The sequence below is a fragment of the Pseudomonas sp. LBUM1641 genome (assembly GCF_059716235.1).
In genome coordinates this window covers 5,346,759-5,361,806 of the sequence record NZ_CP166815.1, presented here as the reverse complement: position 1 = coordinate 5,361,806, position 15,048 = coordinate 5,346,759, and the positions used below count along the sequence as shown (strand labels likewise).

Sequence of the window (15,048 nt, the reverse complement as noted above, 5' to 3'; positions counted from 1 at the left end):
GCCACTCTCCTGCTACCACACTGTTGTCGAATTCCACGCAGGCATCCGGCCCGCGCCACCTGCGCAGTGTAGCCATTTGCGCGGCGTGGAATCTTGCAAAATTAATGACCTGCGGCAAACCGCGGGCCGCTGGACGCCCGACGGCAGTTGCTCGTGGGGGGCCAATCTTGAATAATCAGTCATTGAGAATGACTTGCAGACGCTAATGAATCCCGTAGCACTTGGCTTACCCAGTATCCTGGCAATAGAAGACGATCCTGTGCTTGGCGCTTATGTCCATGAGCAGTTGGGCCGCTGTGGCTTCCAAGTGACCTGGTGCCAGAACGGCCAGCAGGGCCTGCAAATGGCCCGCGATCAACGCTTCGACGTGGTGTTGATGGATATCCTGTTGCCGGGTATGGACGGCTTGTCGGTGCTCACGCATTTGCGCCAGAGCCATTCGATCCCGGTGATCCTGATGTCGGCCCTGGGTGCTGAAGCCGACCGTATCAGCGGCTTTCGCCTGGGGGCGGACGATTACCTGCCCAAGCCGTTCAGCATGGCGGAGTTGCGGGTGCGTATTGAGGCGATCCTGCGCCGGGTCGCCCTGGATCGGCGGCCTTTGCCGGCCCTGGCGGCGGTGCGCGACGATGCCCGTAGCCTGCGTTTCGATGATGAGCGGTGTGATGTGTTTCACCGGGAGCAGTGGGCCGGCCTGACCCGCAGTGAATACCGCCTGCTGGAAACCCTGCACCGCAACGGCGAAGAAGTCCTCAGCAAGGCCTTCCTTTATCAGCATGTCTTTCAGCGCGGCTACGCGTCCCATGACCGCAGCCTGGACATGCACATCAGCCAGATTCGTCGCAAACTCAAGGCCATCGGCTACAGCGAGCGGGAAGTGCGCACGGTGTGGGGCAAGGGCTATGTGTTGAGCGGTCACGATGACGGGCTTTAAGGCCGCGCTCAAACGGCTGCCTGGCAAGCATTCGTTATTCTGGAAACTGGCCTGCCTGCTGATCGCGTTCTGCTTGCTGATGATCTGGCTCAGTTGGTCCTGGGGCCGGTACATGGAAGAGCAGAATGCCTTTCTGTCCAACGAAGCCCGCGCCACGTTGAGCGGTTATGCAGCTGGTGCGGAACTGGCCTGGAACAAGGGCGGCAACGCCGGTGTGGACGAATGGCTGCACACCCTTGGGCAGCGCGAGCGCACCTGGTTAGGCGTCATCGGTAACGACCTGCAATCCCTGAGCAGCTACCCGCTGACGGACAAGGAAAGCCAGCGCCTGACCTTCCTGCGCGGCCTGGACTGGCCTGTCAGCCGACATGCCAAGGGCTTGCCGTGGTTGAAAATCCCGTTCCCGCTCGACCCGGGCGCGGGTTCCCTGGTGATCGAATTGCCACGGCGTTTCATGCCTGGGCAAAACCAGCTGTTCTGGCGCATCGTCACCAATGGCTTGATTCCCGGCCTGTTCACCCTGTTGCTCTGCATCGGCCTTTACCGGCTGTTGATCATGCCCCTCAATCACCTGCGGGAGCAGGCCAACGCCTGGCGCGCCGATCAACTGAGCACCCGGCTTTCCCGCGATACCACCAGCCGCCAGGATGAATTGGGGGAGTTGGGCCGCGCGTTTGATCAGATGTCGGAACGCCTGCAAGGCACCGTAGCCCTGCAACAGCAACTGCTGCGGGATTTGTCCCATGAGTTGCGCACACCACTGAGCCGTTTGCGCGTCGCCTGCGACAGCGAGCAAGACCTGACCCAACTGCGCGAGCGCCTGGGGAGGGAAATCGACGGTATGCAGCGCCTGGTGGAAGACACCCTGCAACTGGCCTGGCTCGACACTGAACGTGCGCCGTTGCCCAAGGAAGACATCCAGGTGCAGGCACTGTGGGACATGCTCCGGGAAAACGCCTGTTTTGAAAGTGGCTGGCCGGCTTCACGCTTGCAGTGCGAGCTTGGGGCTGACTGCTGGGTGCGCGGCCATCTGAACCTGCTGGCCCAGGCATTGGAGAACATCCTGCGCAATGCCATCCGGCATTCTCCGCAATACGGCACCGTGCAATTGGGCGGGCAACGAGAGGGTGATCACTGGCACTTGTGGCTGGAAGACCAGGGCGGCGGGATTGATGAGGTGGAGTTGGACCGGATCTTTGCGCCATTCACCCGGCTGGACGGTTCACGGCCCGGCGACGGCGGTTTTGGCCTGGGCTTGAGCATTGTTGCGCGCAACGCCGTGCAGCGCCAGGACGGCAACCTGTGGGCGGAAAATACCGGCCTGGGACTGCGTGTACATATGCGCTTGCTCGCCCGCTGACGCCTACAACCTACGCTGTTTGCGTTTTCTCCACTGGCGCGCCACCCACCAGCGCCAATAGCCCATGGTCAGGCAATAGCCCAGCGCCGCCATCACCAACCCCAATACAACAGAGCCCAGCAGGAAAGGTTGCCACAGCGTCGATAATTGCCCGCTGATCCATTCCCAAGTCAGCTCGTCGGGCATGCTGCGGGGCGGCACATTCATCAGCCAGGCCCCGGTCATGTAGGTGCAGAAGAACACCGGCGGCATGGTGATCGGGTTGGTCAGCCACACCAGGCTGACGGCAATCGGCATATTGCCGCGCACGCTGATGGCAAGGATTGCCGCCAGCAGCATCTGCAAGGGAATGGGGATAAATGCCGCGAACAGACCAACGGCCATCGCCCGCGCGACCGAGTGCCGATTGAGGTGCCAGAGGTTCGGGTCATGCAGCAATTTGCCGAGAAAGCGTAAGGACTTGTGTTCCCGGATGCTGGTCGGATCGGGCATGTACCGTTTGAATAAGCGCCGTGGCATAAGGGGTCCAGGTCAATTCGAGGGGCAAGTATGCCCGCATTCTACGAACGGGAAATTCAGACTTTGTGACAAATAATAATAGGCAGCATCGGGAGCCCGACTAAGACTCAATGGGTCGCTTTCAAGGAACGATCCATGAGAACAGGGATGTTCGCACTCGCGCTGGGGCTGCTCGCCTTGCGCTTTTTACCCGCGTTGCCGTCCAGCGGCTGGCTGCTGTTGATGCCGGTGCTGGCCCTGATGCTGTTGCCTTTTCGTACCTATCCGCTGGCGTTTTTCCTGCTCGGGCTGGGCTGGGCGTGCCTCAGTGCGCAGTGGGCGCTGGATGACCGGCTGGCCGCGCGTCTGGATGGCCAGACCCGCTGGGTGGAGGGGCGTGTGACCGGGTTACCGCAGCAGACAGGCGACGGTGTGCGCTTTGAACTGACCGACAGCCGGTCACGCAAGGACCTGCTTCCTAAGCGTATTCGGCTGTCCTGGCGCGGCGGGCCGCAAGTTCAGAGCGGTGAGCGCTGGCGGTTGGCCGTCACCCTCAAGCGTCCGTCCGGTTTGCTCAATGCCGGTGGTTTTGACTATGAAGCCTGGCTGCTGGCGCAGCGGATTGGCGCCACCGGTTCGGTCAAGGACGGCCAGAAGCTGGCGCCCGCGCGGCATGCCTGGCGCGACGGAATTCGCCAGCGGCTGTTGGCGGTGGATGCCCAAGGGCGAGAGGCGGGCCTGGCGGCGCTGGTGCTCGGGGATGGTTCCGGGCTGGCCGCCGAGGATTGGCGGATTCTGCAAGACACCGGCACCGTGCACTTATTGGTGATTTCCGGGCAGCACATCGGGCTACTGGCAGGGTTGATCTATGGCCTGGTCGCCGGTTTGGCCCGCTACGGGTGCTGGCCGAAACCCTTGCCGTGGCTGCCTTGGGCCTGCGGCCTGGCATTTGCCGCCGCGCTGGGCTACGGCTTGTTGGCGGGTTTCGAGGTGCCTGTGCAACGGGCCTGCGTGATGGTGGGATTGGTGTTGCTGTGGCGCTTGCGGTTTCGTCACCTGGGGATTTGGTGGCCGCTGTTGCTGGCACTCAATGCCGTGTTGATCCTCGAACCGCTGGCCAGCCTGCAACCGGGGTTCTGGCTGTCCTTTGCGGCGGTGGCGGTGCTGATCCTGGCGTTCAGTGGCCGGCTGGGTCCCTGGCGTGCCTGGCAGGCCTGGACCCGGGCCCAGTGGTTGATTGCCATCGGTTTGTTTCCGTTGCTGCTGGTGCTCGGTTTGCCCATCAGCCTGAGCGGGCCGCTGGCCAACCTGGTTGCGGTGCCGTGGATCAGCCTGGTGGTGTTGCCCTTGGCCTTGCTGGGTACGGTGTTACTGCCGCTGCCTTATATAGGTGAGGGATTGTTATGGCTGGCCGGCGGCACGCTGGATTGGCTGTTCAAGGCCCTGGCGTTGCTGGCGCAGTACTTGCCGGCCTGGCTGCCGGCGCAAGTGCCCGTTGGCTATTGGCTGGTGAGCCTGCTGGGGGCGGTGCTGTTGTTGCTCCCCAAGGGCATCCCGTTTCGCCTGCTGGGCTGGCCCATGTTGCTGCTGGCGGTGTTTCCGCCTCCGGAATCGGTGCCCCTCGGGCAAGTGGATGTGGTGCAACTGGATGTAGGCCAGGGTTTGTCGATCATCCTGCGTACCCGCAACCACGTTCTGCTCTATGACGCCGGGCCGCGCTCCGGTGAGTTTGATCTCGGCGCTCGCGTCGTGCTGCCTGCGCTGCGCAAGCTGGGGGTTGCGGGGCTGGACGTGATGCTGCTCAGTCATGCCGATGCCGATCATGCCGGCGGTGCGTTGGCCGTTGCTCAAGGGTTGCCGATCAAACGTGTGGTAGGGGGTGAGACAAAGCGGCTGCCAGCGGCTCTCGGTACGCAAGCCTGTGTCAGTGGCGAGCGGTGGGAATGGGATGGCGTGACGTTCGAGCTATGGCAATGGCCGGATGCGACGGACGGTAATCAGATGTCCTGTGTGTTGCTGGTGCAGGCCAATGGCGAGCGGTTGTTGCTGACCGGTGATATTGACCGTGACGCCGAGCGGGCATTACTGGCCACGCCCCTGGGTGCTCCTGTCGATTGGCTGCAAGCGCCGCACCATGGCAGCCGCAGTTCGTCGTCATGGCGGTTTCTACAGCGCCTCGCACCCAAGGCTGTGTTGATTTCCCGTGGCCGCAGCAATGCGTTCGGCCATCCGCATCCCCAGGTGTTGGAGCGTTACCAGGCTTTGGGCAGCCTGATTTATGACAGTGCCGAACAAGGCGCGCTCCGCCTGCAACTGGGCACTTTCCAGACGCCGGAGGCCGCGCGCAGCCAGCGCCGTTTCTGGCGTGAGCCTGCGCCGCAAAACAGAGTTACCAAAGACCGGCCCCTGCGACAGGATGCTCTGGGGCAGGTCAGCCCTTCCGCCAAACCCTTATGGTAAAGTGGCGCACTTTTTCGAGGGGACATTCACTGTGTGGGAATTGGTCAAATCCGGCGGCTGGATGATGTTGCCGATCATTTTGAGTTCCATCGCCGCACTCGGCATCATCGCCGAACGCCTGTGGACCCTGCGTGCCAGCCGTGTCACACCTGACCACCTGCTGGGCCAGGTCTGGGGCTGGATCAAGAACAAGCAACTGGACAAGGCAAAACTCAAGGAGCTGCGCGCCAACTCGCCCCTGGGTGAAATCCTCGCCGCCGGCCTCGCCAACTCCAAGCATGGTCGCGAGATCATGAAGGAATGCATCGAAGAGGCCGCCGCCCGGGTCATCCACGAGCTGGAGCGCTACATCAATGCCCTGGGTACGATTGCCGCCATGGCGCCGTTGCTCGGCTTGCTCGGTACGGTGCTGGGCATGATCGATATTTTCAGCTCCTTCATGGGCTCGGGCATGACTACCAACGCCGCAGTGCTGGCCGGTGGTATTTCCAAGGCCTTGATCACCACGGCGGCGGGCCTGATGGTCGGTATTCCTTCGGTGTTCTTCCACCGTTTCCTGCAACGGCGCATCGATGAGCTGGTGGTGGGCATGGAGCAGGAAGCCATCAAGTTGGTGGAAGTGGTGCAGGGCGACCGTGACGTGGACCTGGTTGAGGGCAAAGCGTGAAATTTCGCCGCAAACAACGGGAAAACGTCGATATCAACCTGGCGTCGTTGATTGACGTGGTGTTTATCCTGCTGCTGTTTTTTGTCGTCACCACCACCTTTACCCGGGAAACTCAACTGCGCGTCGACCTGCCGGAAGCCGTCAGCGGCTCTCCGGCGGAAGACCAGCAGGCCAAGCAACTGGACATCGCCATCAGCGCCGATGGCGTATTTTCGGTAAATAACCAGTTGCTGGAGAAAAACGACCTGGCCAGCCTGATGGAGGCGTTGCAGAAAGAGTCCGGTGGCGACACTAACTTGCCACTGTCCATCAGCGCCGACGGCAACACCAAGCACCAGGCCGTGATCACTGCGATGGACGCTGCCGGCAAGCTCGGTTTCAGCCATTTGCGCATGACCACCGTCGAGGCGGCGAGCCAACCCTGATGGCCATCACCGATCGTTTGCTCAAGGCCTGGTACGAAGGCCATCCGGCGCTCGCGTTGTTGCGGCCGCTGGAATCCCTCTATCGCCGGGTAGTGCAGCGCAAACGCGCGCGATTCCTGGCGGGCGAGGGCGAGATCTACCAGTCGCCGGTGCCGGTCGTGGTCGTCGGTAATATCACCGTCGGTGGCACCGGCAAGACCCCCTTGATTCTTTGGCTGATCGACCATTGCCAGCGCAGCGGTTTGCGCGTGGGTGTGGTCAGTCGCGGCTATGGCGCCAAGCCGCCAGCGTTTCCATGGCGCGTCGAAGCCAGTCACACCGCAGCGGTGGCGGGGGACGAACCCTTGTTGATCGTGCAACGCGGCGGCGTGCCACTGATGATCGACCCGGACCGCAGCCGCGCCGTGAAGGCATTGCTGGCCAGCGAAACCCTGGACCTGATTCTCTCCGACGACGGCCTGCAACATTACCGTCTGGCCCGCGACCTGGAACTGGTACTGATTGATGCTGCCCGAGGGCTCGGTAACCGCCACTGCCTGCCGGCGGGCCCATTGCGCGAACCAGTCGAGCGTTTGCACAGCGTCGATGCGCTGCTTTATAACGGCGCCAGTTCAGACCGTGAAGATGGCTTTGCCTTCCGTCTGCTACCCACTGCGCTGGTCAATCTTCACACCGGCGAGCGCAAAACCGTCGATCACTTTCCGGTGGGGCAGCAGGTGCATGCGGTGGCTGGCATTGGCAACCCGCAACGTTTCTTCAATACCCTTGAAACGCTACACTGGCGCCCAATACCCCATGCTTTCGCCGACCACGCGCCCTACAGCGCCGAGGTCTTGAATTTCACACCGGCACTGCCGTTGGTCATGACTGAAAAGGACGCGGTGAAGTGCCGCGCCTTTGCCAGGCCCGACTGGTGGTACCTTGCGGTGGACGCGGCACCGTCACCGGCGTTTACCGCCTGGTTCGACACGCAGTTGATGCGCTTGCTGCCCGCTCGCCTTTTGCCTTAAAACGCTGCTCTCCAGGACATACTCATGGACACCAAACTGCTCGATATCCTCGCTTGCCCGATCTGCAAAGGTCCGCTCAAGCTCAGCGCCGACAAAACCGAGCTGATCAGCAAGGGCGCCGGCCTGGCGTACCCGATCCGTGATGGCATTCCGGTAATGCTTGAAAGCGAAGCCCGCACCCTGACCACCGACGAGCGCCTGGATAAATGACCACCGCCTTCACCGTTGTCATCCCGTCCCGCTATGCGTCAACTCGCCTGCCCGGCAAACCGCTGCAGCTGATCGGCAACAAGCCGATGATCCAGCTGGTGTGGGAACAGGCCTGCAAAAGCAGCGCCGAACGGGTGGTGGTGGCCACCGATGATCCGCGCATCATCGAGGCCTGCAAAAGCTTTGGCGCCGAAGCGGTGCTGACCCGTGAAGACCACAATTCCGGCACCGACCGCCTGGCTGAAGTGGCCACCAAGCTGGGGCTGGCAGCGGACGCCATCGTGGTCAACGTCCAAGGTGACGAGCCGTTGATTCCGCCCAGCGTGATCGACCAGGTGGCGGCCAACCTGGCAGCCCATGGCGAAGCCCGCATGGCAACCCTGGCCGAGCCGATTGAAGACATCCAGACCCTGCTCAACCCCAACGTGGTGAAAGTGGTCAGTGACATCAATGGCCTGGCGCTGACCTTCAGCCGCTCCACGTTGCCGTGGGCGCGGGATGCATTCGCCAAGCAACCCGACGTGTTGCCGGCGGGCGTGCCTTACCGCCGCCACATCGGCATCTACGCCTACCGCGCCGGGTTCCTGCATGACTTCGTCAGTTGGGGCCCGTGCTGGCTGGAAAACACCGAATCCCTGGAACAACTGCGTGCCCTGTGGCACGGCGTGCGCATTCATGTGGGCGATGCCCTGGAAGCGCCGCCGGCCGGTGTCGACACGCCAGAAGACCTCGAGCGCGTCCGTCGCCTGCTGGGGGCCTGATGCAGGTTCTGTTCGTCTGCCTGGGCAATATCTGCCGTTCACCTACGGCAGAAGGTGTGTTGCGCCACAAATTGCGTGAAGCCGGCCTGGCTGATCAGGTTGAAGTGGCCTCCGCGGGTACCGGTGAATGGCACGTTGGCAATCCACCGGACAAGCGCAGCCAGCGGGCGGCGCTGCAACGGGGTTACGACTTGTCGGCCCAGCGTGCACAACAAGTGTCGCGTGCCGACTTTTCCCGCTACGACCTGATCCTCGCCATGGACCAGAGCAACCTGCGCAACCTCAAGGCCATGCAGCCAGCACAGGGCAAGGCGGACCTGGACTTGTTCCTGCGCCGTTATGACTCGGTGGTGGATGAAGTGCCGGACCCGTACTACGAAGGCGACCAGGGCTTCGAAACCGTACTCGACCTGATCGAGCGCGCGTGTGACCTGTTGGTGATTGAATTGAAGGGCCGGTTATGACATTGCAGGTACAGGCACAGGTTTCGCTCAAACCGTTCAACAGCTTTGGCATCGACGTGCGTGCCCGGCTGTTCGCCGAGGCCCACAACGATGCCGACGTGCATGAGGCCTTGGCCTACGCCGCCGAACAACAACTGCCGTTGCTGGTGATTGGCGGCGGCAGCAATTTGTTGCTGACCCAGGACATCGACGCGCTGGTGCTGCGCATGGCCAGCCAGGGCATTCGGGTCGTGCAAGACGATGGCGTCCAGCTGGTGGTTGAAGCCGAAGCCGGCGAAGCCTGGCATCCGTTTGTACTGTGGACCTTGGCCCAGGGCTTTTCCGGACTGGAGAACCTCAGCCTGATCCCCGGCACGGTTGGCGCCGCACCAATGCAGAACATCGGCGCCTACGGTGTGGAGATCAAGGACGTGTTCGCCGGCCTGACCGCCCTTGATCGCCAGACCGGCGAACTGCGGGATTTCAGCCTGGCCGAATGCAACTTTGCCTACCGCGACAGCCTGTTCAAGCACGAAGTCGGGCGCTGGCTGATCCTGCGGGTACGTTTTGCCTTGAGTCGCGCCGTGCACCTGAAGCTTGAATACGGGCCGGTGCAACAGCGCCTGACCGAGCTAGGCATTACGCAGGCCACTCCCAGCGATGTCAGTCGGGCGATTTGCAGCATCCGTAGCGAGAAACTGCCTGACCCGGCGGTGCTCGGCAATGCCGGCAGCTTCTTCAAGAACCCGTTGGTGTCCCAGGCGCTGGCTGCCGAGTTGCAGCTGCAACACCCGGACCTGGTGGCTTACCCCCAGGCAGACGGGCAGATGAAACTGGCCGCTGGCTGGCTGATCGACAAGGCGGGATGGAAGGGTTTTCGCGATGGCGATGCTGGCGTGCATCGCTTGCAGGCGCTGGTGTTGGTCAACTATGGCGCGGCCACCGGCCAGGAGATTGCGGGGCTCGCGCTACGCATCCAGCAGGACATCGAAAAGCGTTTCAAGGTTGTGCTGGAGATGGAGCCCAACCGCTATTGAACTAAGCTCGTTTTTTGACGCACCAAGCCCTGCATTGCGGGGCTTTTTTATTGCCGCTGAGTTAACTTAGCTGACTACCGATATTTTTTATCAACTCATAGATGCTGTTTATCAAAACCAGCTACGTGTTTGGCAGGAGGCGAAGGCCTGATGGACAGTGTTGATCTGAATGTGTTGCGCAGCGTGCTGGAATGGCGCCGCGCCGGGCAGCGGGTGGTGCTCTACAGCGTGGTTCAGACCTGGGGCAGCGCGCCGCGTCCGCCGGGGGCGATGCTGGCCTTGCGCGGCGACGGAGTGGTGATTGGCTCGGTGTCTGGCGGCTGTATCGAGGACGACTTGATCGCCCGTTTGCGGGATGGTCGGCTGCCTGATGACGGGCCGCCGGTGCAGCTTGTGATGTATGGCGTCACCCGGGACGAAGCGGCGCGTTTTGGTCTGCCGTGCGGCGGCACCTTGCGCCTGACCGAAGAGCGGGTGGGTGATCCAGGTTGGGTCGCTGAATTGCTGGCGCGTTGCGAGGCGCATGAGATTGTCGCCCGTGAGTTGGATCTGGCGACTGGTGAAGTGGTGTTGAGCGGTGCGAGCAAGACCGACGTGGTCAGCTTCGATGGCAAGCGTTTGCGGGCGATTTATGGCCCGCGCTGGCGTCTGCTGCTGATCGGCGCCGGCCAGCTGTCACGCTATGTGGCAGAAATGGCCCGGCTGCTGGATTTCGAAGTGCTGATCTGCGACCCGCGCCAGGAGTTTGTCTATGGCTGGGAAGAGCAGCACGGGCGTTTTGTGCCGGGCATGCCCGATGAAGCCGTGCTGAATATCCAGACCGATGAACGCACCGCGATTGTCGCGCTCACCCATGACCCGCGCCTGGATGACATGGCGCTGTTGACGGCCCTCAATTCCAAGGCGTTCTACATTGGCGCCCTGGGCTCGCGGGTCAACAGCCAGAAGCGCCGGGAAAACCTCGCGGCGCTGGGGTTGAGTGCGGACGCCATTGCGCGGCTGCATGGGCCGATTGGCCTGCATATCGGCAGCCATACGCCAGCGGAGATCGCCCTGTCGTTGATGGCGGAAATCGTCGCCATCAAGAACGGGATTGATCTGTTGCAGAAAAAGCCGTTGCAGGCTGCGGTCAGTTGACGGGCATCACCGCGATCATCCTGGCGGCGGGGCAGGGCAGTCGTTTTCGGGCTGAGGCCGGGGCGGATCAGGATAAGTTGCTGGCGCCCTGCATGGGCCGGGATGGCATCACACGGCCGGTGATCGAACAGGTACTGGTGAATTTGCCTACGGCGGTTACCAGGCGCTGGTTGGTGACGTCGCCGGATCGCACCGAAGTCATCCGGCTGGCGCAGTTGCATGGTTGTGAAGTGCTCTTGCTGTGCTCGCCTGGAATGGGTGACAGCATCGCGGCGGCAGTGGCGGCTAGCGGCACGTCCGATGGCTGGCTGGTGGTGCTCGGGGATATGCCGTTCATCCTGCCGGCGAGTATCGAGCAGGTGATGGCAGGTCTTGAGATCGACGGTATCAGCGTCCCGGTGCATGCCGGCCAGTATGGGCATCCTGTGGGGTTTGGCCGTTCATTCGGCCCAGCCTTGATGGCGCTGACGGGAGATCGTGGTGCAAAGCCATTGTTTGCCAAGGCTTCGGTGCAGGAAGTGGCAGTCGATGATCCCGGTGTGTTGTGGGATGTGGATGTGCCGGCGTTGTTGAACTACCGCTAGCGGATAGCGCAGGCATAAAAAAGCCCCGCCTGATCACTCAGGCGGGGCTTTTTATTGGCCGATGGAATCAGACGAGGGGTTTAGGCTCGTGCTCTTCTTCCAGGGCTTTTGGGTTGTGCTCAACCACTTCTTCAACGGAGCGTTGGTTCTCGTCGATAGCAGGGGCAGTGTGCTCAACCACGGCTTCGGTGACCGGCGCAGGGGCTGCTTCGGTAACTTCAGCGACTGCCGGGGCGGTCTCGGCAGCCAGCTTGGCGGCAGCGGCAGCCAGTTCAGCTTCCTTGCGACGACGACGCACTTCACGCGGGTCGTTCGGCGCACGGCCGTTTTCGGTCAGGGCGCTCGCCGGAGCGGCTTCAACCACCGGTGCTGCCACTTCGGCAACCACGGGTGCTTCAACCACTGGAGCAGGCTCGGCAACCACGGCTACAGGTTCAGCGGCGACAACCACTTCAGCGACTGGCGCTGGAGCTTCTTCGACCACTGGAGCAGGCGCTGGCGCTTCAACCGCTTCAATCACTGGGGCTGGCTCGGCAGCCCACTGGAAGGCGGTCTGTTCTTCGCGAACTTCACGCACTTCAGGGGTTGGCTCGGCAACCGGTGCTTCAACGGCGGCTTCAACCACTGGCTGTTGTTCAACAACAGCTGCAGGTTCGGCAACCACTTCAGCTTCAGGCTGAGGCTCGCGAACTTCACGAACTTCACGAACGTGACGAGCTGGCGCTACTTCCACTTCCGGAACAACCGGGGCTTCGACTGGCGTCGTCGCTTCAACCACAGGTGCTTCGACGACTGGCGTCTCTACAACAGGGGTTTCCTGGATGGCAGCGGTAGCGGCTTCAGCTTGCTCGTTGGCCTGGGCTTCAGCAGGTGCGCTGATGACCGAGCTGGCAACGGCAGCGGTAACGGCCAGGCCGGCAGCCAGTTCGGCACCAGTCGGTTCGCCAGTAGCGGAAGCTTCGCCGGTCTCTTCCGAGCCTTCGATTTCATTGCCGTTGGCATCACGTTGACGCTCACGACGGTTGCTGCGACGACGCTGGCCACGGGAGCGGCGGCGTGGACGATCGCCTTCGGCGTTGTCCTGACCGTCTTCCTGTTGCTGATCTTCGTTGGACAGCAGCTCTTCTTCTTCACCAGCTGGAGCCGCTTGCTCGGCACGTGGTTGACGCTCTTCACGAGGAGGGCGTGGCGCACGTTCTTCGCGTGGCTGACGAGCTGGACGCTCTTCGGCAACGGCAGTGGTGGCAGCAGCAGCGGCAACGGCTGGAGCGGCATCCAACGGCTCGCGCAGTTCACGCACGCGTTCTTCACGCTCGCCACGTGGCTTGCGGTCTTCACGCGGGGCGCGTGGAGCGCGCGGTGCACGTTCTTCGCGTGGTGCACGCTCTTCACGGGCTACGGTTGGCGTTTCTTCACGGGCCTCGCGCGGCTGGCGCTCTTCACGTGGGGCACGATCTTCGCGCGGCGCACGTTCTTCACGAGGCTTGCGCTCTTCGTCACGGCGACCGTTGCGATTGCGGCTCTGCTGGCGACCGTTGCGACGCTCTTCGTTGCGTGCAGGGCGTTCAGCGGCAGGCTTCTCGACCACAACTGGAGCCACTGGCTCTTCCTTGGTGGCGAACAGGCTGACCAGCGACTTCACCAGGCCCTTGAACAGGCTTGGCTCAGGCAGGGCAGCAGGTGCGGCAACCGGCGCGGCAGCTTCAACCGGAACCGGTGCGTTGGCACGGGCTGGCGCGGTCTTGACGGCGGCTTCCTGGCGAACCAGGGTGCGGGTCGCGGCGGCTGGCTGGACTTCTTCCACTTCGGCAGCGGCAGCAGCGATTTCGTAGCTGGACTGGTTGACGTGGGCTTCCGGGCTGTCATCACGCAGGCGCTGCACTTCGAAGTGCGGCGTCTCGAGGTGATCGTTCGGCAGGATGACGATGCGGGCACGGGTACGCAGTTCGATCTTGGTGATCGAGTTGCGTTTTTCGTTGAGCAGGAACGCAGCCACCGGGATTGGCACCTGGGCGCGCACTTCAGCAGTGCGGTCTTTCAGGGCTTCTTCTTCGATCAGGCGCAGGATCGCAAGGGACAGCGATTCAACGTCACGGATGATGCCGGTGCCGTTGCAACGCGGGCAAACGATGCCGCTGCTTTCGCCCAGGGATGGACGCAGGCGCTGACGGGACATTTCCAGCAGGCCGAAGCGCGAGATGCGACCAACCTGTACGCGGGCACGGTCAGCTTCCAGGCATTCGCGGACTTTCTCTTCCACGGCGCGCTGGTTCTTGGCTGGGGTCATGTCGATGAAGTCGATCACGATCAGGCCGCCGATGTCACGCAGGCGCAGCTGGCGGGCGATTTCTTCAGCCGCTTCCAGGTTGGTCTGCAGGGCGGTTTCTTCGATGTCGCTACCTTTGGTAGCGCGCGCCGAGTTGATGTCGATGGACACCAAAGCTTCGGTCGGGTCGATAACAATGGAGCCGCCGGAAGGCAGTTCGACTACGCGCTGGAAAGCGGTTTCGATCTGGCTTTCGATCTGGAAACGGTTGAACAGCGGAACGCTGTCTTCGTACAGCTTGATCTTGCTGGCGTACTGCGGCATCACCTGGCGGATGAAGGTCAGGGCTTCGTCCTGGGCTTCAACGCTGTCGATCAGCACTTCGCCGATGTCCTGGCGCAGGTAGTCGCGGATGGCGCGGATGATCACGTTGCTTTCCTGGTAGATCAGGAATGGCGCGGAACGATCCAGGGACGCTTCTTTGATAGCGGTCCAGAGTTGCAGCAGGTAGTCGAGGTCCCACTGCATTTCTTCGCTGCTGCGGCCCAGGCCGGCAGTGCGCACGATCAGGCCCATGTCGGCCGGAGCGATCAAGCCGTTCAGCGCTTCACGCAGTTCGTTGCGCTCTTCGCCTTCGATGCGACGGGAGATACCGCCGGCACGCGGGTTGTTCGGCATCAGGACCAGGTAGCGGCCAGCCAGGCTGATGAAGGTGGTCAGGGCGGCGCCCTTGTTGCCACGTTCTTCTTTTTCCACCTGAACGATGACTTCCTGGCCTTCGCTCAGGACGTCCTTGATGTTCACGCGGCCTTCTGGGGCTTTCTTGAAGTATTCGCGGGAGATTTCTTTGAGGGGCAGGAAGCCATGGCGCTCGGAGCCGAAATCGACAAAGGCAGCCTCAAGGCTTGGTTCGATACGAGTAATCCGGCCTTTATAGATGTTGGCCTTCTTTTGCTCGCGTGCACCGGACTCGATGTCCAGGTCGTAGAGGCGTTGGCCGTCTACCAGTGCAACACGCAACTCTTCGGGTTGAGTTGCGTTAATCAGCATTCTTTTCATGTTGTACCGTCGGTTTCCGGGCTGCCGGAAACGGCGTTCGGCACACACGACTTCTCACGGTCGGTGTCAGGTGCGTCAAGAGTGGTTGGCCACTCCAGTGTCCAGCAATACCCGCCAAAATGGGCGATATCGCGACGTACGCTTCCTGCTTGCTGTGGTGACTTAAGCACTCAGTCAGGAGGAGGAATCAACCGGCG

14 protein-coding genes are annotated in these 15,048 nt (G+C 62.1%); 12 read left to right on the top strand and 2 right to left on the bottom strand.

Features of this window, described 5'->3' with window-relative positions; genetic code table 11:
• The first annotated feature begins 205 nt into the window (after positions 1-205).
• Together ACA046_RS24575 and ACA046_RS24570 are read left to right on the top strand one after the other, a co-directional pair.
• A complete protein-coding gene (locus ACA046_RS24575; protein ID WP_459023053.1) occupies positions 206-934 on the top strand; it encodes a response regulator transcription factor in 729 nt (242 codons plus the stop codon).
• A complete protein-coding gene (locus ACA046_RS24570) occupies positions 921-2,294 on the top strand; it encodes a sensor histidine kinase (protein ID WP_497675157.1) in 1,374 nt (457 codons plus the stop codon). The genes ACA046_RS24575 and ACA046_RS24570 overlap by 14 nt, the downstream gene beginning before the upstream one ends.
• 3 nt (positions 2,295-2,297) lie before the next feature.
• Here ACA046_RS24570 and ACA046_RS24565 read toward each other — a convergent pair whose 3' ends face one another.
• The gene (locus tag ACA046_RS24565) at positions 2,298-2,813 is read right to left on the bottom strand and encodes a DUF2062 domain-containing protein (RefSeq protein ID WP_076015057.1); all 516 of its coding nucleotides are present in this window, start codon (positions 2,811-2,813) and stop codon (positions 2,298-2,300) included.
• A gap of 147 nt (positions 2,814-2,960) precedes the next feature.
• Here ACA046_RS24565 and ACA046_RS24560 point away from each other — a divergent pair, with 147 nt between their 5' ends.
• From ACA046_RS24560 to ACA046_RS24515, 10 genes are all read left to right on the top strand, one after another.
• The gene (locus tag ACA046_RS24560; RefSeq protein WP_497677134.1) at positions 2,961-5,252 is read left to right on the top strand and encodes a DNA internalization-related competence protein ComEC/Rec2; all 2,292 of its coding nucleotides are present in this window, start codon (positions 2,961-2,963) and stop codon (positions 5,250-5,252) included.
• A 31-nt stretch (positions 5,253-5,283) separates the two neighbouring features.
• Entirely contained in the window at positions 5,284-5,919 is a 636-nt protein-coding gene (gene pocA / locus ACA046_RS24555; RefSeq protein ID WP_063033914.1) for a flagellar polar localization protein PocA, read from the top strand.
• Positions 5,916-6,344 carry a flagellar polar localization protein PocB gene (gene pocB / locus ACA046_RS24550; RefSeq protein ID WP_004371361.1) on the top strand — a complete coding sequence of 143 codons (429 nt, stop codon included), beginning with the start codon at positions 5,916-5,918 and terminating at the stop codon, positions 6,342-6,344. Before pocA ends, pocB begins: the two co-directional genes overlap by 4 nt.
• On the top strand, positions 6,344-7,354 hold the full coding sequence (gene lpxK, locus ACA046_RS24545; protein WP_497675156.1) for a tetraacyldisaccharide 4'-kinase: 1,011 nt from the start codon (positions 6,344-6,346) through the stop codon (positions 7,352-7,354). Before pocB ends, lpxK begins: the two co-directional genes overlap by 1 nt.
• Positions 7,355-7,378: 24 nt before the next feature.
• Positions 7,379-7,564 (top strand): Trm112 family protein, encoded by a 186-nt coding sequence (locus tag ACA046_RS24540; protein ID WP_003174668.1) that lies wholly within the window; start codon positions 7,379-7,381, stop codon positions 7,562-7,564.
• On the top strand, positions 7,561-8,325 hold the full coding sequence (gene kdsB, locus ACA046_RS24535; RefSeq protein WP_497675155.1) for a 3-deoxy-manno-octulosonate cytidylyltransferase: 765 nt from the start codon (positions 7,561-7,563) through the stop codon (positions 8,323-8,325). Before ACA046_RS24540 ends, kdsB begins: the two co-directional genes overlap by 4 nt.
• Positions 8,325-8,789 (top strand): low molecular weight protein-tyrosine-phosphatase, encoded by a 465-nt coding sequence (locus tag ACA046_RS24530; RefSeq protein ID WP_010165863.1) that lies wholly within the window; start codon positions 8,325-8,327, stop codon positions 8,787-8,789. Before kdsB ends, ACA046_RS24530 begins: the two co-directional genes overlap by 1 nt.
• A complete protein-coding gene (gene murB / locus ACA046_RS24525; RefSeq protein WP_497675154.1) occupies positions 8,786-9,805 on the top strand; it encodes a UDP-N-acetylmuramate dehydrogenase in 1,020 nt (339 codons plus the stop codon). The genes ACA046_RS24530 and murB overlap by 4 nt, the downstream gene beginning before the upstream one ends.
• Positions 9,806-9,955: 150 nt before the next feature.
• Positions 9,956-10,942, top strand: a complete 987-nt coding sequence (locus tag ACA046_RS24520; protein WP_497675153.1) for an XdhC family protein — start codon at positions 9,956-9,958, stop codon at positions 10,940-10,942.
• Positions 10,939-11,526 carry a nucleotidyltransferase family protein gene (locus tag ACA046_RS24515; protein WP_497675152.1) on the top strand — a complete coding sequence of 196 codons (588 nt, stop codon included), beginning with the start codon at positions 10,939-10,941 and terminating at the stop codon, positions 11,524-11,526. The genes ACA046_RS24520 and ACA046_RS24515 overlap by 4 nt, the downstream gene beginning before the upstream one ends.
• A gap of 67 nt (positions 11,527-11,593) precedes the next feature.
• Here ACA046_RS24515 and rne read toward each other — a convergent pair whose 3' ends face one another.
• On the bottom strand, positions 11,594-14,842 hold the full coding sequence (rne, locus tag ACA046_RS24510) for a ribonuclease E (protein WP_497675151.1): 3,249 nt from the start codon (positions 14,840-14,842) through the stop codon (positions 11,594-11,596).
• Positions 14,843-15,048: the final 206 nt, after the last annotated feature.

Coding starts and splice junctions, on each gene's coding strand:
- ACA046_RS24575 (WP_459023053.1), top strand. CDS start 206: ATGAATCCCGTAGCACTTGGCTTACCCAGTATCCTGGCAATAGAAGAC.
- ACA046_RS24570 (WP_497675157.1), top strand. CDS start 921: ATGACGGGCTTTAAGGCCGCGCTCAAACGGCTGCCTGGCAAGCATTCG.
- ACA046_RS24565 (WP_076015057.1), bottom strand. CDS start 2,813: ATGCCACGGCGCTTATTCAAACGGTACATGCCCGATCCGACCAGCATC.
- ACA046_RS24560 (WP_497677134.1), top strand. CDS start 2,961: ATGTTCGCACTCGCGCTGGGGCTGCTCGCCTTGCGCTTTTTACCCGCG.
- lpxK (WP_497675156.1), top strand. CDS start 6,344: ATGGCCATCACCGATCGTTTGCTCAAGGCCTGGTACGAAGGCCATCCG.
- ACA046_RS24540 (WP_003174668.1), top strand. CDS start 7,379: ATGGACACCAAACTGCTCGATATCCTCGCTTGCCCGATCTGCAAAGGT.
- kdsB (WP_497675155.1), top strand. CDS start 7,561: ATGACCACCGCCTTCACCGTTGTCATCCCGTCCCGCTATGCGTCAACT.
- ACA046_RS24530 (WP_010165863.1), top strand. CDS start 8,325: ATGCAGGTTCTGTTCGTCTGCCTGGGCAATATCTGCCGTTCACCTACG.
- murB (WP_497675154.1), top strand. CDS start 8,786: ATGACATTGCAGGTACAGGCACAGGTTTCGCTCAAACCGTTCAACAGC.
- ACA046_RS24520 (WP_497675153.1), top strand. CDS start 9,956: ATGGACAGTGTTGATCTGAATGTGTTGCGCAGCGTGCTGGAATGGCGC.
- rne (WP_497675151.1), bottom strand. CDS start 14,842: ATGCTGATTAACGCAACTCAACCCGAAGAGTTGCGTGTTGCACTGGTA.